Annotated in this window: 19 protein-coding genes; 16 read left to right on the top strand and 3 right to left on the bottom strand. The window is 74.9% G+C overall.

Features of this window, described 5'->3' with window-relative positions:
• Window positions 1–330: 330 nt before the first annotated feature.
• Both IEW07_RS07880 and IEW07_RS07875 read right to left on the bottom strand, forming a co-directional pair.
• Entirely contained in the window at window positions 331–813 is a 483-nt protein-coding gene (locus tag IEW07_RS07880; protein ID WP_188535969.1) for a MarR family winged helix-turn-helix transcriptional regulator, read from the bottom strand.
• 77 nt (window positions 814–890) lie between these two features.
• The gene (locus IEW07_RS07875; protein WP_188535967.1) at window positions 891–1,715 is read right to left on the bottom strand and encodes a hypothetical protein; all 825 of its coding nucleotides are present in this window, start codon (window positions 1,713–1,715) and stop codon (window positions 891–893) included.
• Between the two features lie 182 nt (window positions 1,716–1,897).
• Between IEW07_RS07875 and IEW07_RS07870 the strand changes: the two genes are divergently transcribed.
• Window positions 1,898–2,974, top strand: a complete 1,077-nt coding sequence (locus IEW07_RS07870; RefSeq protein WP_229741645.1) for a glutathione S-transferase family protein — start codon at window positions 1,898–1,900, stop codon at window positions 2,972–2,974.
• A gap of 136 nt (window positions 2,975–3,110) precedes the next feature.
• Window positions 3,111–3,956: an HpcH/HpaI aldolase/citrate lyase family protein gene (locus tag IEW07_RS07865; protein WP_188536158.1), complete on the top strand. Its 846-nt coding sequence runs from the start codon at window positions 3,111–3,113 to the stop codon at window positions 3,954–3,956.
• A gap of 60 nt (window positions 3,957–4,016) precedes the next feature.
• On the opposite strand, the gene IEW07_RS07860 is transcribed toward IEW07_RS07865, so the two are convergent.
• Window positions 4,017–4,733 carry an HAD family hydrolase gene (locus IEW07_RS07860; protein WP_188535963.1) on the bottom strand — a complete coding sequence of 239 codons (717 nt, stop codon included), beginning with the start codon at window positions 4,731–4,733 and terminating at the stop codon, window positions 4,017–4,019.
• A gap of 214 nt (window positions 4,734–4,947) precedes the next feature.
• Here IEW07_RS07860 and IEW07_RS07855 point away from each other — a divergent pair, with 214 nt between their 5' ends.
• The 14 genes from IEW07_RS07855 to IEW07_RS07790 all read left to right on the top strand — a co-directional run bounded on the left by IEW07_RS07855 (window position 4,948) and on the right by IEW07_RS07790 (window position 17,621).
• Complete coding sequence (locus tag IEW07_RS07855; protein WP_188535961.1) at window positions 4,948–5,946, top strand: LLM class flavin-dependent oxidoreductase; 999 nt, start codon at window positions 4,948–4,950, stop codon at window positions 5,944–5,946.
• 74 nt (window positions 5,947–6,020) lie between these two features.
• Complete coding sequence (locus IEW07_RS07850) at window positions 6,021–7,067, top strand: NAD(P)-dependent alcohol dehydrogenase (RefSeq protein WP_188535959.1); 1,047 nt, start codon at window positions 6,021–6,023, stop codon at window positions 7,065–7,067.
• Window positions 7,068–7,132: 65 nt separating this feature from the next.
• Window positions 7,133–9,367 carry a 4-alpha-glucanotransferase gene (malQ, locus tag IEW07_RS07845; protein WP_188535957.1) on the top strand — a complete coding sequence of 745 codons (2,235 nt, stop codon included), beginning with the start codon at window positions 7,133–7,135 and terminating at the stop codon, window positions 9,365–9,367.
• A complete protein-coding gene (locus IEW07_RS07840; RefSeq protein ID WP_188535955.1) occupies window positions 9,364–10,239 on the top strand; it encodes an SGNH/GDSL hydrolase family protein in 876 nt (291 codons plus the stop codon). Before malQ ends, IEW07_RS07840 begins: the two co-directional genes overlap by 4 nt.
• Window positions 10,236–11,129, top strand: a complete 894-nt coding sequence (locus tag IEW07_RS07835) for an ABC transporter ATP-binding protein (RefSeq protein WP_188535954.1) — start codon at window positions 10,236–10,238, stop codon at window positions 11,127–11,129. Before IEW07_RS07840 ends, IEW07_RS07835 begins: the two co-directional genes overlap by 4 nt.
• A 290-nt stretch (window positions 11,130–11,419) precedes the next feature.
• Window positions 11,420–11,656 (top strand): 50S ribosomal protein L28, encoded by a 237-nt coding sequence (gene rpmB / locus IEW07_RS07830; RefSeq protein WP_188535952.1) that lies wholly within the window; start codon window positions 11,420–11,422, stop codon window positions 11,654–11,656.
• A gap of 1 nt (window position 11,657) precedes the next feature.
• Window positions 11,658–11,825 (top strand): 50S ribosomal protein L33, encoded by a 168-nt coding sequence (rpmG, locus tag IEW07_RS07825; protein ID WP_017832642.1) that lies wholly within the window; start codon window positions 11,658–11,660, stop codon window positions 11,823–11,825.
• Between the two features lie 4 nt (window positions 11,826–11,829).
• Window positions 11,830–12,135, top strand: coding sequence for a 30S ribosomal protein S14 (gene rpsN / locus IEW07_RS07820; RefSeq protein WP_188535950.1), 306 nt, complete (start codon window positions 11,830–11,832; stop codon window positions 12,133–12,135).
• A 73-nt stretch (window positions 12,136–12,208) separates the two neighbouring features.
• Window positions 12,209–12,493, top strand: a complete 285-nt coding sequence (locus tag IEW07_RS07815; RefSeq protein WP_188535948.1) for an HU family DNA-binding protein — start codon at window positions 12,209–12,211, stop codon at window positions 12,491–12,493.
• A 162-nt stretch (window positions 12,494–12,655) separates the two neighbouring features.
• Window positions 12,656–13,834 (top strand): glycerate kinase, encoded by a 1,179-nt coding sequence (locus tag IEW07_RS07810; protein ID WP_188535946.1) that lies wholly within the window; start codon window positions 12,656–12,658, stop codon window positions 13,832–13,834.
• A gap of 157 nt (window positions 13,835–13,991) precedes the next feature.
• Window positions 13,992–14,645: a hypothetical protein gene (locus IEW07_RS07805; RefSeq protein WP_188535944.1), complete on the top strand. Its 654-nt coding sequence runs from the start codon at window positions 13,992–13,994 to the stop codon at window positions 14,643–14,645.
• Between the two features lie 119 nt (window positions 14,646–14,764).
• Complete coding sequence (locus tag IEW07_RS07800) at window positions 14,765–15,436, top strand: copper resistance CopC family protein (RefSeq protein WP_188535942.1); 672 nt, start codon at window positions 14,765–14,767, stop codon at window positions 15,434–15,436.
• A gap of 102 nt (window positions 15,437–15,538) precedes the next feature.
• Window positions 15,539–16,360 carry a copper chaperone PCu(A)C gene (locus IEW07_RS07795; RefSeq protein WP_188535940.1) on the top strand — a complete coding sequence of 274 codons (822 nt, stop codon included), beginning with the start codon at window positions 15,539–15,541 and terminating at the stop codon, window positions 16,358–16,360.
• Window positions 16,353–17,621: a Dyp-type peroxidase gene (locus IEW07_RS07790; protein WP_188535938.1), complete on the top strand. Its 1,269-nt coding sequence runs from the start codon at window positions 16,353–16,355 to the stop codon at window positions 17,619–17,621. Before IEW07_RS07795 ends, IEW07_RS07790 begins: the two co-directional genes overlap by 8 nt.
• Window positions 17,622–17,730: the final 109 nt, after the last annotated feature.

The following is a 17,730-nucleotide window of genomic DNA, read 5'->3' as shown; positions in this document are numbered from 1 at the left end:
CCAGCAGCACCCCCGCCGGCCACGGCCGGCGGGGGTGCTGCCGTGCGCGGGGACACCGCTCCGGCCTGCGGCGACATGCGGTGCCGGAGATGATCCGTTCGCTTGCTCATGCAGATCACTGCGTCTACAGTAAAGCTGTCGTCGGCGATGGCCCGGACGCGATCCCCCCATCGGCGTCCGGATGGATCCTGCCGACGCCCGGCATCCCGTTCCCCCCGATCGGGATGCCCGACGGGCCCTGCCGATCCCCCCAAGCGGCAGGGCCCGTCCCTGAACCATCAGGCGCTGACAGGCACCCGCAGCGGTCCTCGGGCCGGCCGGGTCCGGGCCTCAGCAGAGACCGAGCTCCCTCAGCCGGGGCACGACCTTGTCGGAGACCGAGAGCAGCGCGTCCATCTCCTCCTGTGTCAGCTGGTCGATGAGCGCGGCCCGCACCATCTCGAGGTGGCCGGGTGCGGCCGCCTCGATGGTGCGGCGGCCCTCCGGGGTGATCCGCACGTCGAGGCCACGCGCGTCGCTGTCGCAGGGGAGGCGCTCGAGCAGACCGCGCCGGGCCATGCGGGTGAGCAGGTGGGAGAGCCGGCTGCGCTCCCAGCCCAGCTCGTTGAGCAGGTCGCGCGAGCGCGCCACGCCGGTGCTGCTCTCCGAGAGCAGCACGAGGACGTCGTACTCGGATCCGGACAGGGCGCTGTCGCGGGCGAGCTGGCGGTCGATGGCCGCCTGCATGCTGCGGCTCAGTGCGAGGAAGCCGCGCCAGACGCGCTGCTCCTCGTCGCTCAGCCAGTGGACGTCGCCGGACTCCGGGCGGCTCATGCGGGGTTCCCCTCTCGTGTGGTCAAACCCCTAATTTTATATTGACGCATCAACAAGTGTCAAGGAGGCGGGGGTCGTCACGCGGCGGAGTCCCTGCTTCCGGGGTTCCTGTTCCCCTCGTCCCCTCTGTTCTGGTCCCTGCTGTCCGGGCCCCCTCTGTTCTGGTCCCTGCTGTCCGGGCCCCCTCTGTCCTGGTCCCTGCTGTCCGGATCCCCGCCCCCGGGGGTCTCGTGGTCGGCGCCCCCCGCCCCGCGGTCCTCCCTGCCGTAGTGCGCGGGCCGGCGGATCCACTCGGAGTCGTAGTACCCCCGCGGGGAGCGGCCGTGCCGGAGCTGCGCCGCGTAGCCGGTGGGGCGCAGGGGTGAGTCGTCGTCGTCGCGCGGCGTGAGGGCGGCCATCGCCACGAGCCCGAAGCCGAGGGCCGAGGCGACCACCAGTGTCATGCCCGAGACCACCAGCACGCTCACCCACTCGGCGACCTGGTCCGCCCTGCCGGTCCCCTCGAGCGCCGGCGCCACGGCGAGCGCCCCGCCCACGGAGGCGACCCCCAGGAGCAGCAGCGCGGTGGGGACGAGCCAGAGCTTGGAGCGGTGGTGCAGCGGCGCGGCCGACGGGTCGCGCAGGGCCGGGTGCAGCTGGGCCTGGACGGCGACGAAGCCGGCGACGCCGAGCAGGACCGGCGGGATCCCTGCGGCCCAGCCCCGGTCCAGGTCCACGGCGGTGAGGCCCATGGCCAGCAGCAGGCCCAGCATCACCAGGGTGAAGGAGATCCCGCGCGCCATCCGGCGCGCGGCGCGCGGGGACACGGGGACGCGCGGCGCGGCAGGGGGCGGGGTGCGGCCTGTGCTCCGCTCGGGCGGGAGGCGCTGGCCGAACTCGGGCTCGGGGTCGGGGGCGGTCATGGCGGTTCCGGATCTCGACGGGGTGCTGGACGACTCCACTGTAGACCTCGCCCCCGACGGCGGGGCCTGGTGCGCTCGGGATGATTGACGTATCATCAAAAACTGAGGGCCCGGTCCGCGGGCCGCACCGTCGTCCACCCGTGCGCGGCGCACCAGCCCGTCGCGCGCCCCAGGAGCCCATCGTGTCCCAGCGCAGCACCCAGCACTCCGAGTACAGCACCGCCGGCGCCTACGTGCACGCGGGGGAGGAGTTCACCCGCGACACCACGTACATCGAGGACCGGATCGTCCGCGACCCGGACCGCGCCGGGGTCTCCGAGGGCGCGCGGGCCTGGCCCGTGGCCGAGGGCCGCTACCGGCTCGTGGCCGCCCGGGCCTGCCCGTGGGCGAACCGCACCCTCATCGTCCGCCGCCTGCTCGGGCTGGAGGACGCGATCTCGGTGGGACTGCCCGGCCCGGTCCACGACGCCCGGTCGTGGACCTTCGACCTCGACCCCGACGGCAAGGACCCCGTGCTGGGGATCGAGCGGCTCCAGCAGGCGTACTTCGCCCGCTTCCCCGGGTACCCGCGCGGCATCACCGTCCCCGCGGTCGTCGAGATCGGCAGCGGGCAGGTGGTCACGAACGACTTCCCGCAGATCACCGAGGACTTCGCCAAGGAGTGGACCGCGTTCCACCGCGAGGGCGCCCCGGACCTCTGGCCGGCCGAGCTCGAGGACGAGATGCGCGAGGTCATGCGGCGCGTCTACACCGAGGTCAACAACGGCGTCTACCGCTGCGGGTTCGCCGGCTCCCAGGCGGCCTACGAGAAGGCCTACGACCGGCTGTGGGCCGCCATGGACTGGCTGGAGGAGCGCCTCGCCGGCCGCCGGTACCTGATGGGCGAGCACATCACGGAGGCCGACGTCCGGCTGTTCACCACCCTGGTGCGCTTCGACCCGGTCTACCACTCCCACTTCAAGTGCTCCCGCCACAAGCTCACGGAGCTGCCGAACCTGTGGGCCTATGCCCGGGACCTCTTCCAGACCCCCGGCTTCGGGGACACCGTGGACTTCCAGCAGATCAAGGAGCACTACTACGTGGTCCACGAGGACATCAACCCCTCGCAGATCGTGCCGGTGGGGCCCGCCCTGGAGAACTGGCTGTCCCCGCACGGCCGGGAGGCGCTGGGCGGCTCCCCCTTCGGCGACGGCACGGCCCCCGGTCCCGTCCGGCCCGGCGAGCGCGTCGACCCCGCCCACACGCCGCTGCCCGCCTGACCCCGTCCGGGGCGACGGTTTCCCGGGAGGCGGCGACGCCCCTAGAATGGTCAGCTTGAGCGCCCCGGGCAGGCCCGCCCACGACGACGTGCACCCCGGGGCCTTCCCTGCCCGCCGCCCCCTGGAAAGGACCCTCGTGGCCCCCTACCGCAACCAGCGCGCCGCCGCGCTGCCCGCCCGTCTCTCCCGCTCGTGGCTGCTCACCTCGGCCGCGGACCCCTCGCTCTTCCCCCGGGCCCTCGCCTCGGAGGCGGACTCCGTGGTGCTCGACATCGAGGACGCGGTCCCGGCCGAGGGCAAGGACGAGGCCCGGCAGAACGTGGTCGACGCCTTCAACGCCGGGGCGAGCGCCTGGGTGCGGATCAACGACATCACGACCCCCTACTGGGAGAAGGACCTCGCGGAGCTGAGCCGGTGCGGCCACCTGCGCGGGATCGTGCTCGCCAAGACCGAGCACCCCGACCACATCACCAAGACGGCCATGATGGCCCCCGCCGGCACGCCGGTGGTCGCGCTCATCGAGTCGGCCGTGGGCATCATGAACGCCTACGACATCGCGCGGGCCCCGGGCGTGTTCCGCCTCGCCTTCGGCGTGGGCGACTTCCGCCGGGACACCGGCGCCAGCGCGGACCCCCTGGCCCTGGCCTTCGCGCGCTCGACGCTCGTGGTGGCCTCCCGGGTCGGGGAGCTGCCCGGTCCCATCGACGGCCCCACGCTGGGGGCGACCGGCGAGGAGCTCGCCGCGGCGTGCGAGGTCACCCACTCCATGGGCATGACCGGCAAGCTGTGCCTGGACCCGGACCAGACGGACGGGATCAACCGCAACCTCGCCCCGAGCGAGCAGGAGATCCGGTGGGCCCGCGAGCTCATCGAGGAGCACGACTCCGGCCACACGGTCGGTGACGGCAGCTACCTCCCGCGCCTCGCCCGGGCCCGCAAGGTCTCGGAGCTGGCCCAGACGTACGGGCTCTGGAACCGCTGACCCCCGGCCTGCCCGCACAACGCCGCCCGGCCCGCTCCCGCGGGCCGGGCGGCGTTGTGCTCAGCCCAGCCAGCGGGCCATGAGCCCCCGGAACGCCGGGTCGGTCAGCGACGCCACCCGCAGGTGCCCCGGCACCGGGTCCCCGTCCGGCGCGGACGGCACGGCGGCGACCACGAGGCCCGCGGCCAGCGCCGCCGTGGCCCCCGCCGCGGAGTCCTCCACGGCGAGCGCCTCGGCCGGGGCGAAGCCCAGCCGCCGCACCGCCTCGGCGTAGATGTCCGGGGCGGGCTTGCCGCGGGCGACGTCGTCGGAGGAGACCCAGGTGGTCAGGAGCGGCGCGAAGCCGGCCGACTCGAGCTTGACCCCGAGGATGGTGCGGGTGGAGTTGCTGGCCACGGCCACCGGGACCCGCTCCGCGAACGCGCGCACGGTGTCGAGGGCCCCCTCGATGGGCACCAGCCGCCCGGCCAGGAGCTCCGCCTCCGTGCGCAGCACGTCGGCGAGCACCGCGGCGCGGTCCGCGCCGGCGGCCCGCGCGATCGCGTCCGCCACGTCCGCGGCCGACCAGCCCATCATCCGCCGCTGCATCTCGTCCGTGTAGACGAGGCCGTTGCGCTCGGAGACGACGCGCTGGACCTCCGTCCAGTTGGCCTCGGTGTCCATCAGGATGCCGTCGCAGTCGAAGACCACGCACGACGGCGCCCAGTCCTGGGCCGGCGCGAGGAGGTCGGGGAAGGCGTCCGTGGGGGAGGGCGGCAGGGCCTGGAAAGTCGTCATGGTCCCATCGTGCCCCACCCGGGGAGCGCGGCGGGCGGGGTGTGGGCGGAATAACGCACCCCGCGGACGGTGTTGCCGCCACCGGACGACCCCTCCGGCCACGACGGCACGGACCTCGCCACCGCCGGCCACGACGACCCCGACACCGACACTGATACCGACACCGACACCGACACCGACACCGACACCGACACCGACACGGAAGAAGCTCCCCTTGCCAGCACCGACCCCCGCCCGCGTCCCGCTGTCCGCCCTCGACCTGGTGCCCCTGTCCGCGGGGCGCTCCGTCACCGACGCCCTCCGGGAGGCGGTGGAGCTGGCCCGCCGGCTGGACGCCGCGGGCTACCGGCGCCTCTGGTACGCCGAGCACCACAACACCGAGGCGTTCGCGTCCTCGGCGACGGCCGTGCTCATCGGCCAGGCGCTCGCCGCGACCGAGCGGATCCGGGTGGGCTCCGGCGGGATCATGCTGCCCAACCACGTGCCGCTGACGGTGGCCGAGGCCTTCGGCACGCTCGCCAACCTGTACCCGGGGCGGGTGGACCTCGGCCTGGGCCGCGCCCCGGGCACCGACATGCGCACCGCGATGGAGCTGCGCCGCGGTCACGCCGGCCACGACACCTTCGAGGCGGACGTCCGCCGGCTGGTGCGGCTGTTCGGCGGCCAGGAGCAGGAGGCCGTGCGGGCGCCGGTGGCCCGGGACACCGACGTCCCGCTGTGGATCCTCGGGTCCTCCACCGGCGGGGCGGAGGTCGCCGCCCGGCTCGGGCTGCCCTACGCGTTCGCGTCGCACTTCGCCCCCGCCATGATCATGGACGCCATCGCCCTGTACCGGCAGCGCTTCGACGCCGGCGCCCCGACCGCCACCGTCGAGCGCCCCTACGTGGTCGTGGCCGCCAACGTCCTGGCCGCCGACACGGACGAGGAGGCCCGCCGCCAGTTCACGACCCACCAGCAGCTCGTGCGGGGCATCGCCCGCAACGACCGCGGCCCCCTGCAGCCCCCCGTCGACCGGGTCGAGCTCACCGCGCCCGAGGCGGCCATGGTGGAGCAGCACCTCGCCGTCTCGGCGGTCGGCACGCCCGAGCGCGTGGTGGCGGACCTCGACCAGATCGTGGAGATCACCCGCGCCGACGAGCTGATGCTCAACAGCTATGCTCACGACCCGGAGGTGCGAGCCCGCTCCCTGGAGCTCGTGGCCCAGGCCTGGTGAACACCCCGCACCGGCCGGCCGGCACCTCCCGCACCGTCCCCCTGCACCACCCCGATGCACGACAGGAGCACCGCATGACCACCGTTCCCGCCCTCGAGGCCACCTCCGCCGACTCCGGCTTCCGCCGCACCACGATCGAGCGCCGCCCGGTCGGCCCCCAGGACGTCGCGATCGAGATCCAGTACGCCGGGATCTGCCACTCCGACATCCACACCGCCCGCAACGAGTGGGGCGGCACGCACTACCCCGTCACCCCGGGGCACGAGATCGTCGGCCGCGTCAGCGCCGTCGGGGAGGCCGTGACCGGCTTCGCCCCGGGCGACACGGTGGGCGTCGGCTGCTTCGTCGACTCCTGCGGCCGCTGCGAGTACTGCGCCGACGGCCAGGAGCAGTTCTGCATCGAGGGCGTGACCGCCACCTACAACACCCCCCAGGCCGACGGCACCCCCACCAGGGGCGGCTACAGCGGGGCCGTCGTCGTCGACGAGCGCTTCGTCCTGCGCGTCCCCGAGGCCCTGGACCCCGCGAAGGCCGCGCCCCTGCTGTGCGCCGGGATCACGACCTACGCCCCGTTCAAGCGCTGGGGCGTGGGGCCCGGCCGGCGCGTCGCCGTCCTGGGCATGGGCGGGCTCGGGCACGTCGCGGTGAAGATCGCCGCCGCCATGGGCGCCGAGGTCACCGTCCTGAGCCAGAGCCTGTCCAAGCAGGAGGACGGCCTGGCGTTCGGGGCCGTCGACTACTTCGCGACCAAGGACGACGAGACGTTCGCGCGCAACAAGGGCCGCTTCGACCTCATCCTCAACACCGTCTCCGCCGACCTGCCGATCGAGCGCTACCTCTCCCTGCTGCGGATCAACGGCGTGCTGTGCTCCGTGGGACTGCCCACCGAGCCGTACAGCGTGCGCCCCGGCGCCCTGATCGCCCCGCAGCGGGTCCTCACCGGGTCGATGGTGGGCGGGCTGCCCGAGCACCAGGAGATGCTCGACTTCTGCGCGGAGCACGGCGTGGAGTCCGAGATCGAGCTGATCGGCGCCGACGACGTCGACGCCGCGTACGACCGCGTGGTCGCCTCCGACGTCCGGTACCGCTTCGTCATCGACGTCGCCGGGACGCTCGCGTAGCGGGCGGCGGCGCGCGTCCGTCAGCCCACTGCGCACCGCGGCGGGGTCTGGCTAGAGTGGAGGCCATGGCCGACACCACCACTCCCGCCGCGCTGCGCCGGCTCGCCGAGGCCCACCGGGTCTCCACCACCTACTCCGGGTTCGACGGGCAGGAGCGGGAGGTCGCGGAGAAGACCCTGCGCGCCGTGCTCACCGCCCTCGGCGCCGACGTCTCCGACGACGCCGCGATCGAGACGTCCCTCGCCGAGCGGGACCTGGCCCCGTGGCGGCGGACGCTCCCGCCGGTCGTGGTGGCGGTCGAGGGCGCGCGCACCCGCTTCCCGGTCCACGTCCCGCACGGCTCTCCCGTGCGGGTGACGGTCGTGGCGGAGGACGGCACGCCGACCCCGGCACGCCAGGTCGAGGAGCCGCTCCCCCCGCGGGACGTCGACGGCGTCCTCACCGGACAGGTGGTCTTCGAGGTGCCCGAGCCCCTGGCCGTGGGCTGGTACGAGCTTCGGGCCGAGTGCCCGGACGTGGACGGCGGCCTCCCCGTCGCCGCGCCCCTGGCGGTCACCCCCGCCCGGCTGTCCACCACGGACCGGCTGCGCGGGAGGCGCCGCTGGGGCTACATGGCCCAGATCTACTCCGTGACCTCCGGGCGCTCGTGGGGCGTGGGCGACGCGTCCGACCTCGCGAGCCTCGCCGCGATCTCGGGCGAGCAGGGGGCGGACTACCTGCTGGTCAACCCGCTGCACGCCGCCGAGCCCGTCCCGCCCGTGGAGCCCTCGCCGTACCTGCCCACCAGCCGCCGCTTCTTCAACCCCCTCTACCTGCGCATCGCCGAGGTCCCCGAGTACGCGTACCTGCGGCCGGGCGACCTCGAGGTCGTCAACACCCTGGCCGCCATCCAGCGCCGGGCAAACCTGGACACCTCCTCCATCGACCGGGACACGGCGTACGCGGCGAAGCTCAAGAGCCTGGAGCTGCTGTTCACGGTCCGCCGCTCCCCGCACCGCCAGCAGCAGCTGCGCCGGTTCGTGGCCGAGGGCGGGCAGGGCCTCCAGGACTTCGGGCTGTGGTGCGCCCTGCGGGAGGAGCTGGGGGAGGACGCCCCCGAGTGGGCCGACGCCGCCGCGACCCCGGACTCCCCGTACGCCGCGGAGGCCCGCACCCGCCTGGCCCGCCGCATCGACTTCTACGTCTGGATGCAGTGGCTGCTCGACGAGCAGCTCGAGGCGGCCCAGCGCGCCGCGCACCTGGCGGGCATGGACATCGGGGTGATCCACGACCTCGCCGTGGGCGTGCACAAGCAGGGCGCCGACGCCTGGACCCTCCAGGACGTCCTGGCCCCGGGGGTCAGCGTGGGCGCGCCCGCGGACATGTACAACCAGAAGGGCCAGAACTGGTCCCAGCCTCCCTGGCACCCCGGGCGCCTCGCCGAGGCCGGGTACCTGCCGTGGCGGGACATGCTGCGCACGATCTTCCGGCATGCCGGCGGCATCCGCGTGGACCACATCCTGGGCCTGTACCGTCTCTGGTGGATCCCGGACGGGCAGGAGGCCGCCGACGGCGCCTACGTCTACTACGACCACGAGGCGATGGTCGGCATCCTGGCGCTCGAGGCCGAGCTCGCCGGGGCCGTCGTGATCGGGGAGGACCTCGGCACCCTCGAGCCCTGGGTCCGCGAGCACCTCGCCGAGCGCGGCGTGCTCGGCACGTCGATCCTGTGGTTCGAGGTCGACGGGGACCAGCCCCTCGACCCCTCCCGGTACCGGGAGCTGAGCATGGCCTCCGTCAACACCCACGACTTCCCGCCCACGGCGGGGTTCCTCCAGGGCGTGCAGGTGGACGTCCGCGAGGGGCTCGGGCTGCTGGCCCGCCCCGTCGAGGAGGAGCGCGCCGAGGCGCGCCGCCAGCTGGACACGTTCTTCGCCGCGGTCGCTGCCCGGGGCCTGCTCCCCGAGGGGGAGGCCACGGACGAGCAGGGCCGGGTCCTGGCCCTGTACCGCTACCTCGCGCAGGCCCCCGCCCTGCTGCTCAACGTCTCGCTCGTCGACGCGGTCGGCGAGCGGCGGATGCAGAACCAGCCGGGCACCGGCGACGAGTACCCCAACTGGCGGATCCCCCTGGCCGACGGCGACGGCAACCCCGTCCTGCTCGAGGCCCTGCCGGACAACGTGCGCGCGAACGCCCTCGTGCGGGCCGTCAACGAGGCGCTCGGCACGCACCCGCGGTTCGAGCGGGTGGGCGAGCCCGAGCAGCCCCGGCGCGCGGACGGCACCGCGCCCCTGGCCGGCGCGGCGGAGCGGAACGCATGACGGACCCCACGACGAGCAGAGGCACGACGACGGACCCCGCCGGCCGGCCGCTGTCGCAGCCCATGCGCTGGGTGGCGCTGGGGGACTCCATGACGGAGGGCGTGGGCGACCCCGACCCCGCCCGCCCCAACGGCGTGCGCGGCTGGGCCGACCTCGTGGCGGAGCAGCTCACCGCGGCGCACCCGGACACCGGCTACGCCAACCTGGCGGTCCGCGGCCGGCTGCTGCGCGGGATCGTCGAGGAGCAGCTCGACGCCTGCCTGGCCCTCGAGCCGACCCTCGTGAGCCTGTACGCGGGCGGCAACGACATGCTGCGGCCCCGCGCGGACGTCGACGCCCTCATGGGGGTGTACGAGGGCGCCGTGGCCCGGCTGCGGTCCTCCGGGGCCCGGGTGGTGCTGTTCACCGCCTTCGACCCCGGCCAGGAGGCGCCGACGGCCTGGACCCGGCCCCGGCAGGCGCTCTACAACGAGCACGTCCGGGAGATCGCCGACCGGCACGGGTGCCTGGTGCTCGACTACTGGCGCATGCGCGAGCTGCAGGACTGGCGCTACTGGGCGGTGGACCGGCTGCACATGTCCCCCGCGGGGCACGCGTTCGTGGCCGCCCGGATGCTCGAGCTGCTGGGCGTGCCGCACGCGCTCGAGCTGCCGCCCGCCGACCGGCTGCCCGTCACCGCCACGCCGGGGGTGCTCAAGGAGGACCTGTACTGGGCCCGGGAGTACCTGCTGCCCTGGATCGGGCGGCGGCTGCGGGGAACGTCGTCGGGGGACGCGGTCGCCCCGCGGTACCCGCGGTACACGACCCTGACGCCGCGCCCCGTCGTCCCCGCCGGGCCCGCCCCGGCCGACGCCCCGGGGGTGGTCGCGTGACGACCCTGCGCGCCGTCGACCTGAGCCTCGCCTACGGGGCCGAGCACGTCCTGCGGGACGTCAGCGTGGAGATCCCCGAGGGGAGGGTGACGGTCATCGTGGGCGCCAACGCGTCCGGGAAGACCACCCTGCTGCGGGGCCTGGGCAGGATGCTGCGCCCGACGTCGGGGGTGGTCCTGCTCGACGGCAAGGACGTCCACTCCCGCTCGTCGAAGTACGTGGCCACCGTCATGGGGCTGCTGCCGCAGGACGCCCCGGAGCAGACCGGCCTGACGGTCGCCGAGCTCGTCCACCGCGGCCGCACCCCGCGGCGCCAGGGGCTGTTCGGCCGCCCCGGGCCCGGCGACGACGAGGCCGTGCACCGGGCGCTCGAGCTCACCGGCCTGGCCCCGGTCGCCGGGCGCCTCGTGGACGACCTCTCCGGGGGGCCGCGCCGGCGGGCGTGGATCGCGATGGCCCTGGCGGGGGAGACCGACGTCCTGCTCCTGGACGAGCCCACCGCCTTCCTGGACGTCGCCGGCGAGGTCGAGGTGCTCGACCTGCTCACCGACCTCAACCGCCGCTCCGGCACCACCATGGTGCTCGTGCTGCACGACCTCAACCTCGCGGCCCGCTACGCCGACCACCTCGTGGCCCTCAAGGAGGGGCGGGTCGTCCGCCAGGGCGTGCCCGCGGAGGTGCTCACCGAGGGCTTCCTCGCCGACGTCTTCGGGCTGCGCGCACGGATCGTCCTGGACCCCGTCGCGCGCACGCCGCTGATCGTCCCGATCGGCCGGCACCACTCGTACACCGCCATCGCCTGCCGCCACCCGCTCGGCCAGGAGCCGGAGTCCAAGCCGGCCCCGGTGCGGCTGGTGGACGATCCCCCCGAGTTTGCGGGGCCCCGGTGAGCCGGTAGACTCGTCCGAAGCTTGTCACGCCTGACGTCAAGTTGCGGGAGGGCCCGCGCGGGCCTAGACTTCAAGGCTGTCGTGTGGTGGAGTCCACCTTCCGGCACCTTGATCCTCACCGTCTTCATCGTGGCGAGGCCCTCGCCGGTTCCGGCCGTGCGGGCCTTACGAGAGGGCCCGGTTGGCGAACGGTGGCATTTCTCAGGTGACGGGACGCTCGGCCGCGGGTGAGGGATCATCCACGGCTCCCACTGCGTGCCGTCATTTCGTCAACATTGGAGGAGAACACTATGGCAGCGCACTGCCAGGTGACCGGAGCTCAGCCGGGCTTTGGCCACAGCATTTCGCACTCGCACCGCCGCACCAAGCGCCGGTTCGACCCGAACATCCAGAAGAAGCGCTACTGGGTGCCCTCGCTGCGTCGCAACGTGACGCTCAACCTCAGCGCCAAGGGCATCAAGGTCATCGACGCGCGCGGCATCGACGCGGTCGTCACCGACCTGCTCGCACGTGGGGAGAAGATCTGACATGGCCAAGGACAAGGACGTTCGTCCCATCATCAAGCTGAAGTCCACCGCCGGCACCGGTTTCACCTACGTGACCCGCAAGAACCGCCGCAACGACCCGGACCGCATGGTCCTCAAGAAGTACGACCCGGTCGTCCGCAAGCACGTCGATTTCCGCGAGGAGCGCTGAATCCATGGCCAAGAAGTCCAAGATCGCCAAGAACGAGCAGCGCAAGGTCATCGTCGAGCGCTACGCCGCCAAGCGTGCGGAGCTGAAGAAGACCCTCGTGGACGAGAACGCCACGGACGAGGCCCGCGAGGCCGCCCGTCTGGGCCTGCAGAAGCTTCCCCGCGACGCCTCGCCGGTGCGCCTGCGCAACCGCGACCAGATCGACGGCCGTCCCCGCGGCACCTTCCAGAAGTTCGGCATCTCCCGCGTCCGCTTCCGCGAGATGGCGCACCGCGGTGAGCTCCCGGGCATCACCAAGTCCAGCTGGTAATTTCTGACGCAGGAGCGCGCCCGGCACCCGGTGCCGTGCTTCCCCACGACCCCAAGTCCAGGAGGACATGAACATGGCTAAGAACCGCAGTGAACTCGTCGCAGAGGTCGCCGAGAAGGCCGGCACCACCAACGCCGCCGTCAACGGCGTCCTGGACGCGCTGTTCCAGGTCTTCGAGGAGTCCGTCTCCGCCGGCGAGAAGATCACCATCCCGGGCTGGCTCTCCGTGGAGCGCACCGACCGTGCCGCTCGCACCGGCCGCAACCCGCAGACCGGTGAGTCCATCGAGATCCCGGCCGGCCACGGCGTCAAGCTGACCGCTGGTTCCAAGCTCAAGGCGGCCGTGTCCAACAAGTAGGGACACCTGCCGGTCCGTCCCGGACCGTTCCACTGGCTTCGCCGAAGGGGCGGCCCCCGCACTGGGGGCCGCCCCTTCGGCGTGCCCGGGGGAGCCGCCGGCTTCTCCGGCGGGGTGGCGCGCCCGTGGTGCTGCGCCTGCGGCCGCACTAGTCTGGCAGGCATGTCCGCTCCCGCCCGCCCTGTGATCGTCGCCGCCCCCGACTCCTTCAAGGGCAGCGTCAGCGCCGCCGAGGCCGCGGGGGCCCTAGCCCGCGGGGCCCGCGACGTGTTCGGCGACGCCGCGGAGGTCCTCGAGCTGCCCCTCGCCGACGGCGGGGAGGGCACCCTCGACGCGCTGCTGGCCGTGTGGGGCCAGGAGCCCCGCCGGGTGGAGGTGTGCGACGCGCTCGGCCGCCCGCGCACCGCCCGGTACGGCGTCTCCGCCGACGGGCGCACCGGCGTGGTCGAGGCGGCCGAGGGCAACGGCCTCCCGCACGTCTCCGACGTCCCCCTCCAGCCGCTGCGCGCCGACAGCCACGGCGTGGGCCTGATCGCCCGGCGGCTGCTCGACGAGGGCGTCGACGAGATCCTGCTGTGCATCGGCGGCTCCGCCAGCACCGACGGCGGCACGGGTCTGCTGGGCGCGCTCGGCGCGCGCTTCCTCGCCCCGGACGGCTCGCCCGTCCCGCCGGGCGGTCAGGGCCTGGCAGGCGTCGCCGGGGTGGACCTCGGCGCGCTGCACCCCCGCGCCCGTGAGGTCGCCTGGCGGATCGCCGTCGACGTCGACAACCCCCTGTGCGGGCCGCGCGGCGCCGCCGCCGTGTTCGGTCCCCAGAAGGGCGCCGGCCCCGAGGAGGTCGCCGTCCTCGACGCCGGCCTCGAGCACCTGGCCCGGATCCTCGCGGCCCGCGCCGGCGTGGACCCCGCGGAGCACCTGGAGCGGCCCGGCCTCGGCGCGGCCGGCGGTCTGCCCCTGACCCTCGTGGCGCTGCTGGGCGCCGAGACCGTGCCGGGGGCCGAGCTCGTGGGCGACGCCGTGGGGCTGGGCCCGGCCCTCGCCCGCGCGGACGTGGTGCTCACCGGCGAGGGCCGGCTGGACGAGCAGTCCCTCGGCGGCAAGGTCGTCGACGCCGTGCGGCGGCACGCGCGGCCGGGCTGCGCCGTCGTCGTCGTTGCCGGGTCCGTGGAGCTCGACGCCGCGCAGTGCCGGGCCGCCGGGCTCACCGCCGCGTTCCCCATCGCCCGGGGGCCCGCGACCCTCGCCGAACTCGTCGGCGACGCCCCCCGCCTGCTCCGGGAGGCCGCGGCGCACGCCTGCGCCGCCCTGGCGCACCCCAGCCCCCTGCGTCCCGCCCCGTGACGGGCGGCGGGCACCGGCCGCCGGCCGCCCGGGGTGCCCTGCCTCGGCGACCCGCCCGGCGCGGCCCCGCCGCGCAACGATTGGCCGGTGGCCCGACGGCCGACGCATAATTGGAGCACCGAGCCGACCGGCCGGGGGACCCGAGGGAGGTGGAGGCGTGAGCGCACGCGCACGGCGCCTCGCCCGCGGCTGGGCCGGGGCGGTCATCGCCACCTCCTTCGCCGTGGCCTCCCACGTGGGCGCCGGCGGGCAGGCCCCGGCCCCCATGCTCGTGCTCCTGTCCCTGGCGCTGTCCGGGCCGCTGTGCGTGGCCCTGGCCGGCCGGGTGCTCTCCCGCTCCTCGCTGCTCGCCGGCGTCCTGCTCAGCCAGGGCGTCTTCCACGCGCTGTTCACCGCGTCCGGGTCCGTCACCACGGTGGCCGACGGCACCCACCACGCGGTCGCGGGGGCGCCCGCAGCCGGTCCGGTGCTCGTACTCGAGGCCGAGGCGCACACGGCCCACGGCGGCCCCGCCATGCTGGTCCTGCACGTCCTGGCGGCCGTCGCCGGCTACGCCCTCATGCGCCACGGCGAGGTCGCGGCCGTGGCACTGCTCGACGCGCTGCGCCTGCGCGTGCGCGACGTCTGGCAGGCCCTCTTTCTCCCGGTCGTGACGGAGCGGCCCCGGGCCGTGCCCGAGGGGCGCCCGCACGTGCTGACCGACCAGTCCCTGCTGCGCCCGGTGCGCTCCCACCGCGGGCCGCCCCGCGGGCGCCGTCGTCCTCTCCTGCCGGTCCTCCCGACCGGTCGCGCCCTCCTTCCCGCCGGCTGAGCCGGACCGGACCCGGCAGGGCGCGAGGCCGACGCACGCACCCGCGGCCCGCTCCCGGTCCGCGGAACCGTCCCGACGGTCGACCCACGCCCCGCACGGCAACGAAGGAAGTTCCTCCCATGCGCACCACCCGCACCACCGCCGCCCTCCTGGCGGCCGCCGCCCTGTCCGCCCTGTCCGTCCTCCCCGCCGCCGCGCACGACGAGCTCGTCGCGGTGCTCCCCGAGCCGGACTCCGTCCTGGAGACCGCGCCCGAGGAGGTGGAGCTCTCCTTCACCGGGGAGATCATGGACATCGGGCACCAGGTGCTCGTCACCGACTCCGAGGGGCGGTCCGTGACGGACGGCCCGCTCGAGCAGGCCGGCACGACGGTGCGCCAGCCCCTCACCGCCACCGGCGCGGGGGACGAGAGCTACCGCGTCGTGTGGCGGGTCGTCTCCAGCGACGGCCACCCCGTCGAGGGGACGTTCAGCTACCAGGTCGGCGACGGCTCCGGCGAGGACCCGGCGGCCCCGGCCGCGAGCGCCTCCGGCGAGGACCCGGCGGCCCCGGCCGCGAGCGCCTCCGGCAGTGCGTCCGCCGGGAACGGCGCGTCGGACAGCGCGTCGGAGGGCGCCGCTGACGGTGCCGCGGAGGACAGCGCGGCCCCGGCCGCCGAGGCCGAGGACGCCTCCGCGCCGGTCTCCGGCGGCGTCCCCCTGTGGGTCGTCGCCGTCGGCGGCGGGGCCGCCTCCCTGGCCGTGCTCGGGGCCGTCGTGCTGGCCTCGCGCCGCCGTCGCCGCGACGGCTGAGCGCCGCCCTTCTCTCGCCGCGCACCTGCGCGGCTTCTCTCCCGCCGCGCACCTGCGCGCAACCCACATCCTGCTCCGCTCCGGATCCGAAGGAACACCACCATGCGCTCCACCCTGCCCTTCTCCCTGCCCTTCTCCCGGTCCCTCCCGCCGTCCTCGTCCCCGCGCTCCTCCCTGCGCGTCCGTCCCCGCACCGCAGCCGTCCTCACGGTGGGTGCTCTCGCCCTGACGGGCTGCGCAGCCCCGGCCGCAGCCCCGGCCGACGGCCGGTCCGAGACCTCCGCGGCGTCCGGTGCGCCGTCCGAGACCTCCGCGGCCCCGGAGGCCGACGGGGAGCAGCGCCTCACCGTCGAGCAGCCGTGGGTCAAGGCCCGCACCGACGGCGGCATGACCGGGGTCTTCGGGACCCTGGTCAACGACGGCGACGAGCCCGTCGTGATCACCGGAGCCGCCGCCGGGAACGCCGCCGGTTCCGTGGAGCTGCACGAGACCGTCCTGGACCCGGAGACCGGGGCCACGGTCATGCGGCAGCGGGAGGAGCCCATCACCGTCGGGCCGGGGGAGTCCTACGCGCTCGAGCCGGGGGCGGACCACATCATGCTCCTGGACCTGCAGTGCGGTCTCTACGCCGGTGACGAGCTCGAGCTGACGCTCCGGTTCGAGGACGGGGCCGAGCAGGCCTGGACGGCCGTGATCAAGGACTACGCCGGCGCCCAGGAGGAGTACCGCCCGGACGCGGGTGAGCAGAGCCACGCCGAGCAGGGCCACGCGGGGCAGGACCAGACGGAACAGAGCCACGGCGAGCAGAGCGACAGCCAGCAGAACCGGACGGAACAGGGCCACGCCGAGCAGGGCCACGCCGCGGGGGCGACGGCCACAGCGATGCCTGCCGCCGGGGCCGACCTGCCCAGCTGCCATGAGTGAGAGGTCCGCGCGGGTCAGCCGGCGTCGCCTGCTCGTCGCGGGCGGCGTCGCCGGCGTCGGCGCCGCCTCCGCGGTCGGACTGGAGTCCGCACGCCGGGCCGGCGCCCTCGGCGGGCCGACCGTCGGGGAGGGACCCGGGGCGGTCGCGCACGGGCAGCGCACGGAGCCCTTCCACGGCGCGCGCCAGGCCGGCGTCGGCACCGCCCCGCAGGCCTTCGCGGCCTTCGTGGCGCTCGACCTGCACGCCGGGGCCACCCGGGACTCCGTGCGCCGGATGCTGCGCGTGCTCTCCGACGACGCCGCCGCCCTCACCCAGGGCCGGGCGCCGATCGGGGACCAGGAGCCCTGGCTCGCGGAGCACCCCGCCCGGCTCACGGTCACGTTCGGCTTCGGCCCGCGGATCTTCGAGCTCGTCGCCCCCGCGCGGCGGCCGGCCTGGCTGCGGCCCCTGCCCGCGTTCTCGATCGACCGGCTCGAGGAGCGCTGGAACGACGGCGACCTCCTGCTGCAGATCTGCGCCGACGACCGCCTCACCGTCGCCCACGCCCAGCGCATGCTCCTCAAGGACGCCCGGTCCTTCGCAGCCGTGCGCTGGGTGCAGGACGGCTTCCGGCACACCGTGGGCTCGGTCCCCGAAGGGCAGAGCATGCGCAACCTCTTCGGCCAGGTGGACGGCACCGCCAACGCCCGGGCCGGCACCGACGAGTTCGAGCGGACGGTCTACGGCCGGGACGGCTTCGCGCCCTGGACGGAGGACGGCACGGCCCTGGTGGTCCGGCGGATCGCCATGAACCTGGACACCTGGGACGAGGCCGACACCCCGGCCCGCGAGGACGCCGTGGGCCGGCGGCTCCGGGACGGCGCGCCCCTGACCGGGACGGCGGAGCACGACGAGCCGGACCTCGCGGCCAGGGGACCCCTGGGCTTCCCCGTCATCGCGGACTACGCGCACGTGCGCCGCTCCCGCTCGGAGGACCCCCGGGAGAGGATCCACCGGCGCGCCTACAACTACGACCAGCCGGTGGCCGGCGCCTCCGGGACCGCGCGCCGCGGTGAGGCGGAAGGCGGGGTCAGCTCCGCGGGGATGGTCTTCGCGTCCTTCCAGTCGGACGTGGACGGGCAGTTCGTGCCGATCCAGCGGCGGCTCGACGAGCTGGACATGCTCAACACGTGGACCGTGCCCGTCGGCTCGGCCGTCTTCGCCGTCCCCCCGGGCTGCGCGGAGGGCGGGTTCGTGGGCGACGTCCTGTTCGGGACGTGACCGCCGCCCGGGCGCCCCGTGGTCCTGCTCACAGGGCGTCCGGGCGATTTGCGCGGCGGGGGACAATGGACGGAGCCGTCCCGTCGTCGAGGGCGGGTGAAGGAGAACC

It is taken from the genome of Kocuria dechangensis, assembly GCF_014636775.1.
In the GTDB taxonomy this organism is placed as follows: domain Bacteria; phylum Actinomycetota; class Actinomycetes; order Actinomycetales; family Micrococcaceae; genus Kocuria; species Kocuria dechangensis.
The sequence above is the reverse complement of the archived record's forward strand: the minus strand, read 5'-3'. Positions and strand labels throughout refer to the sequence as shown.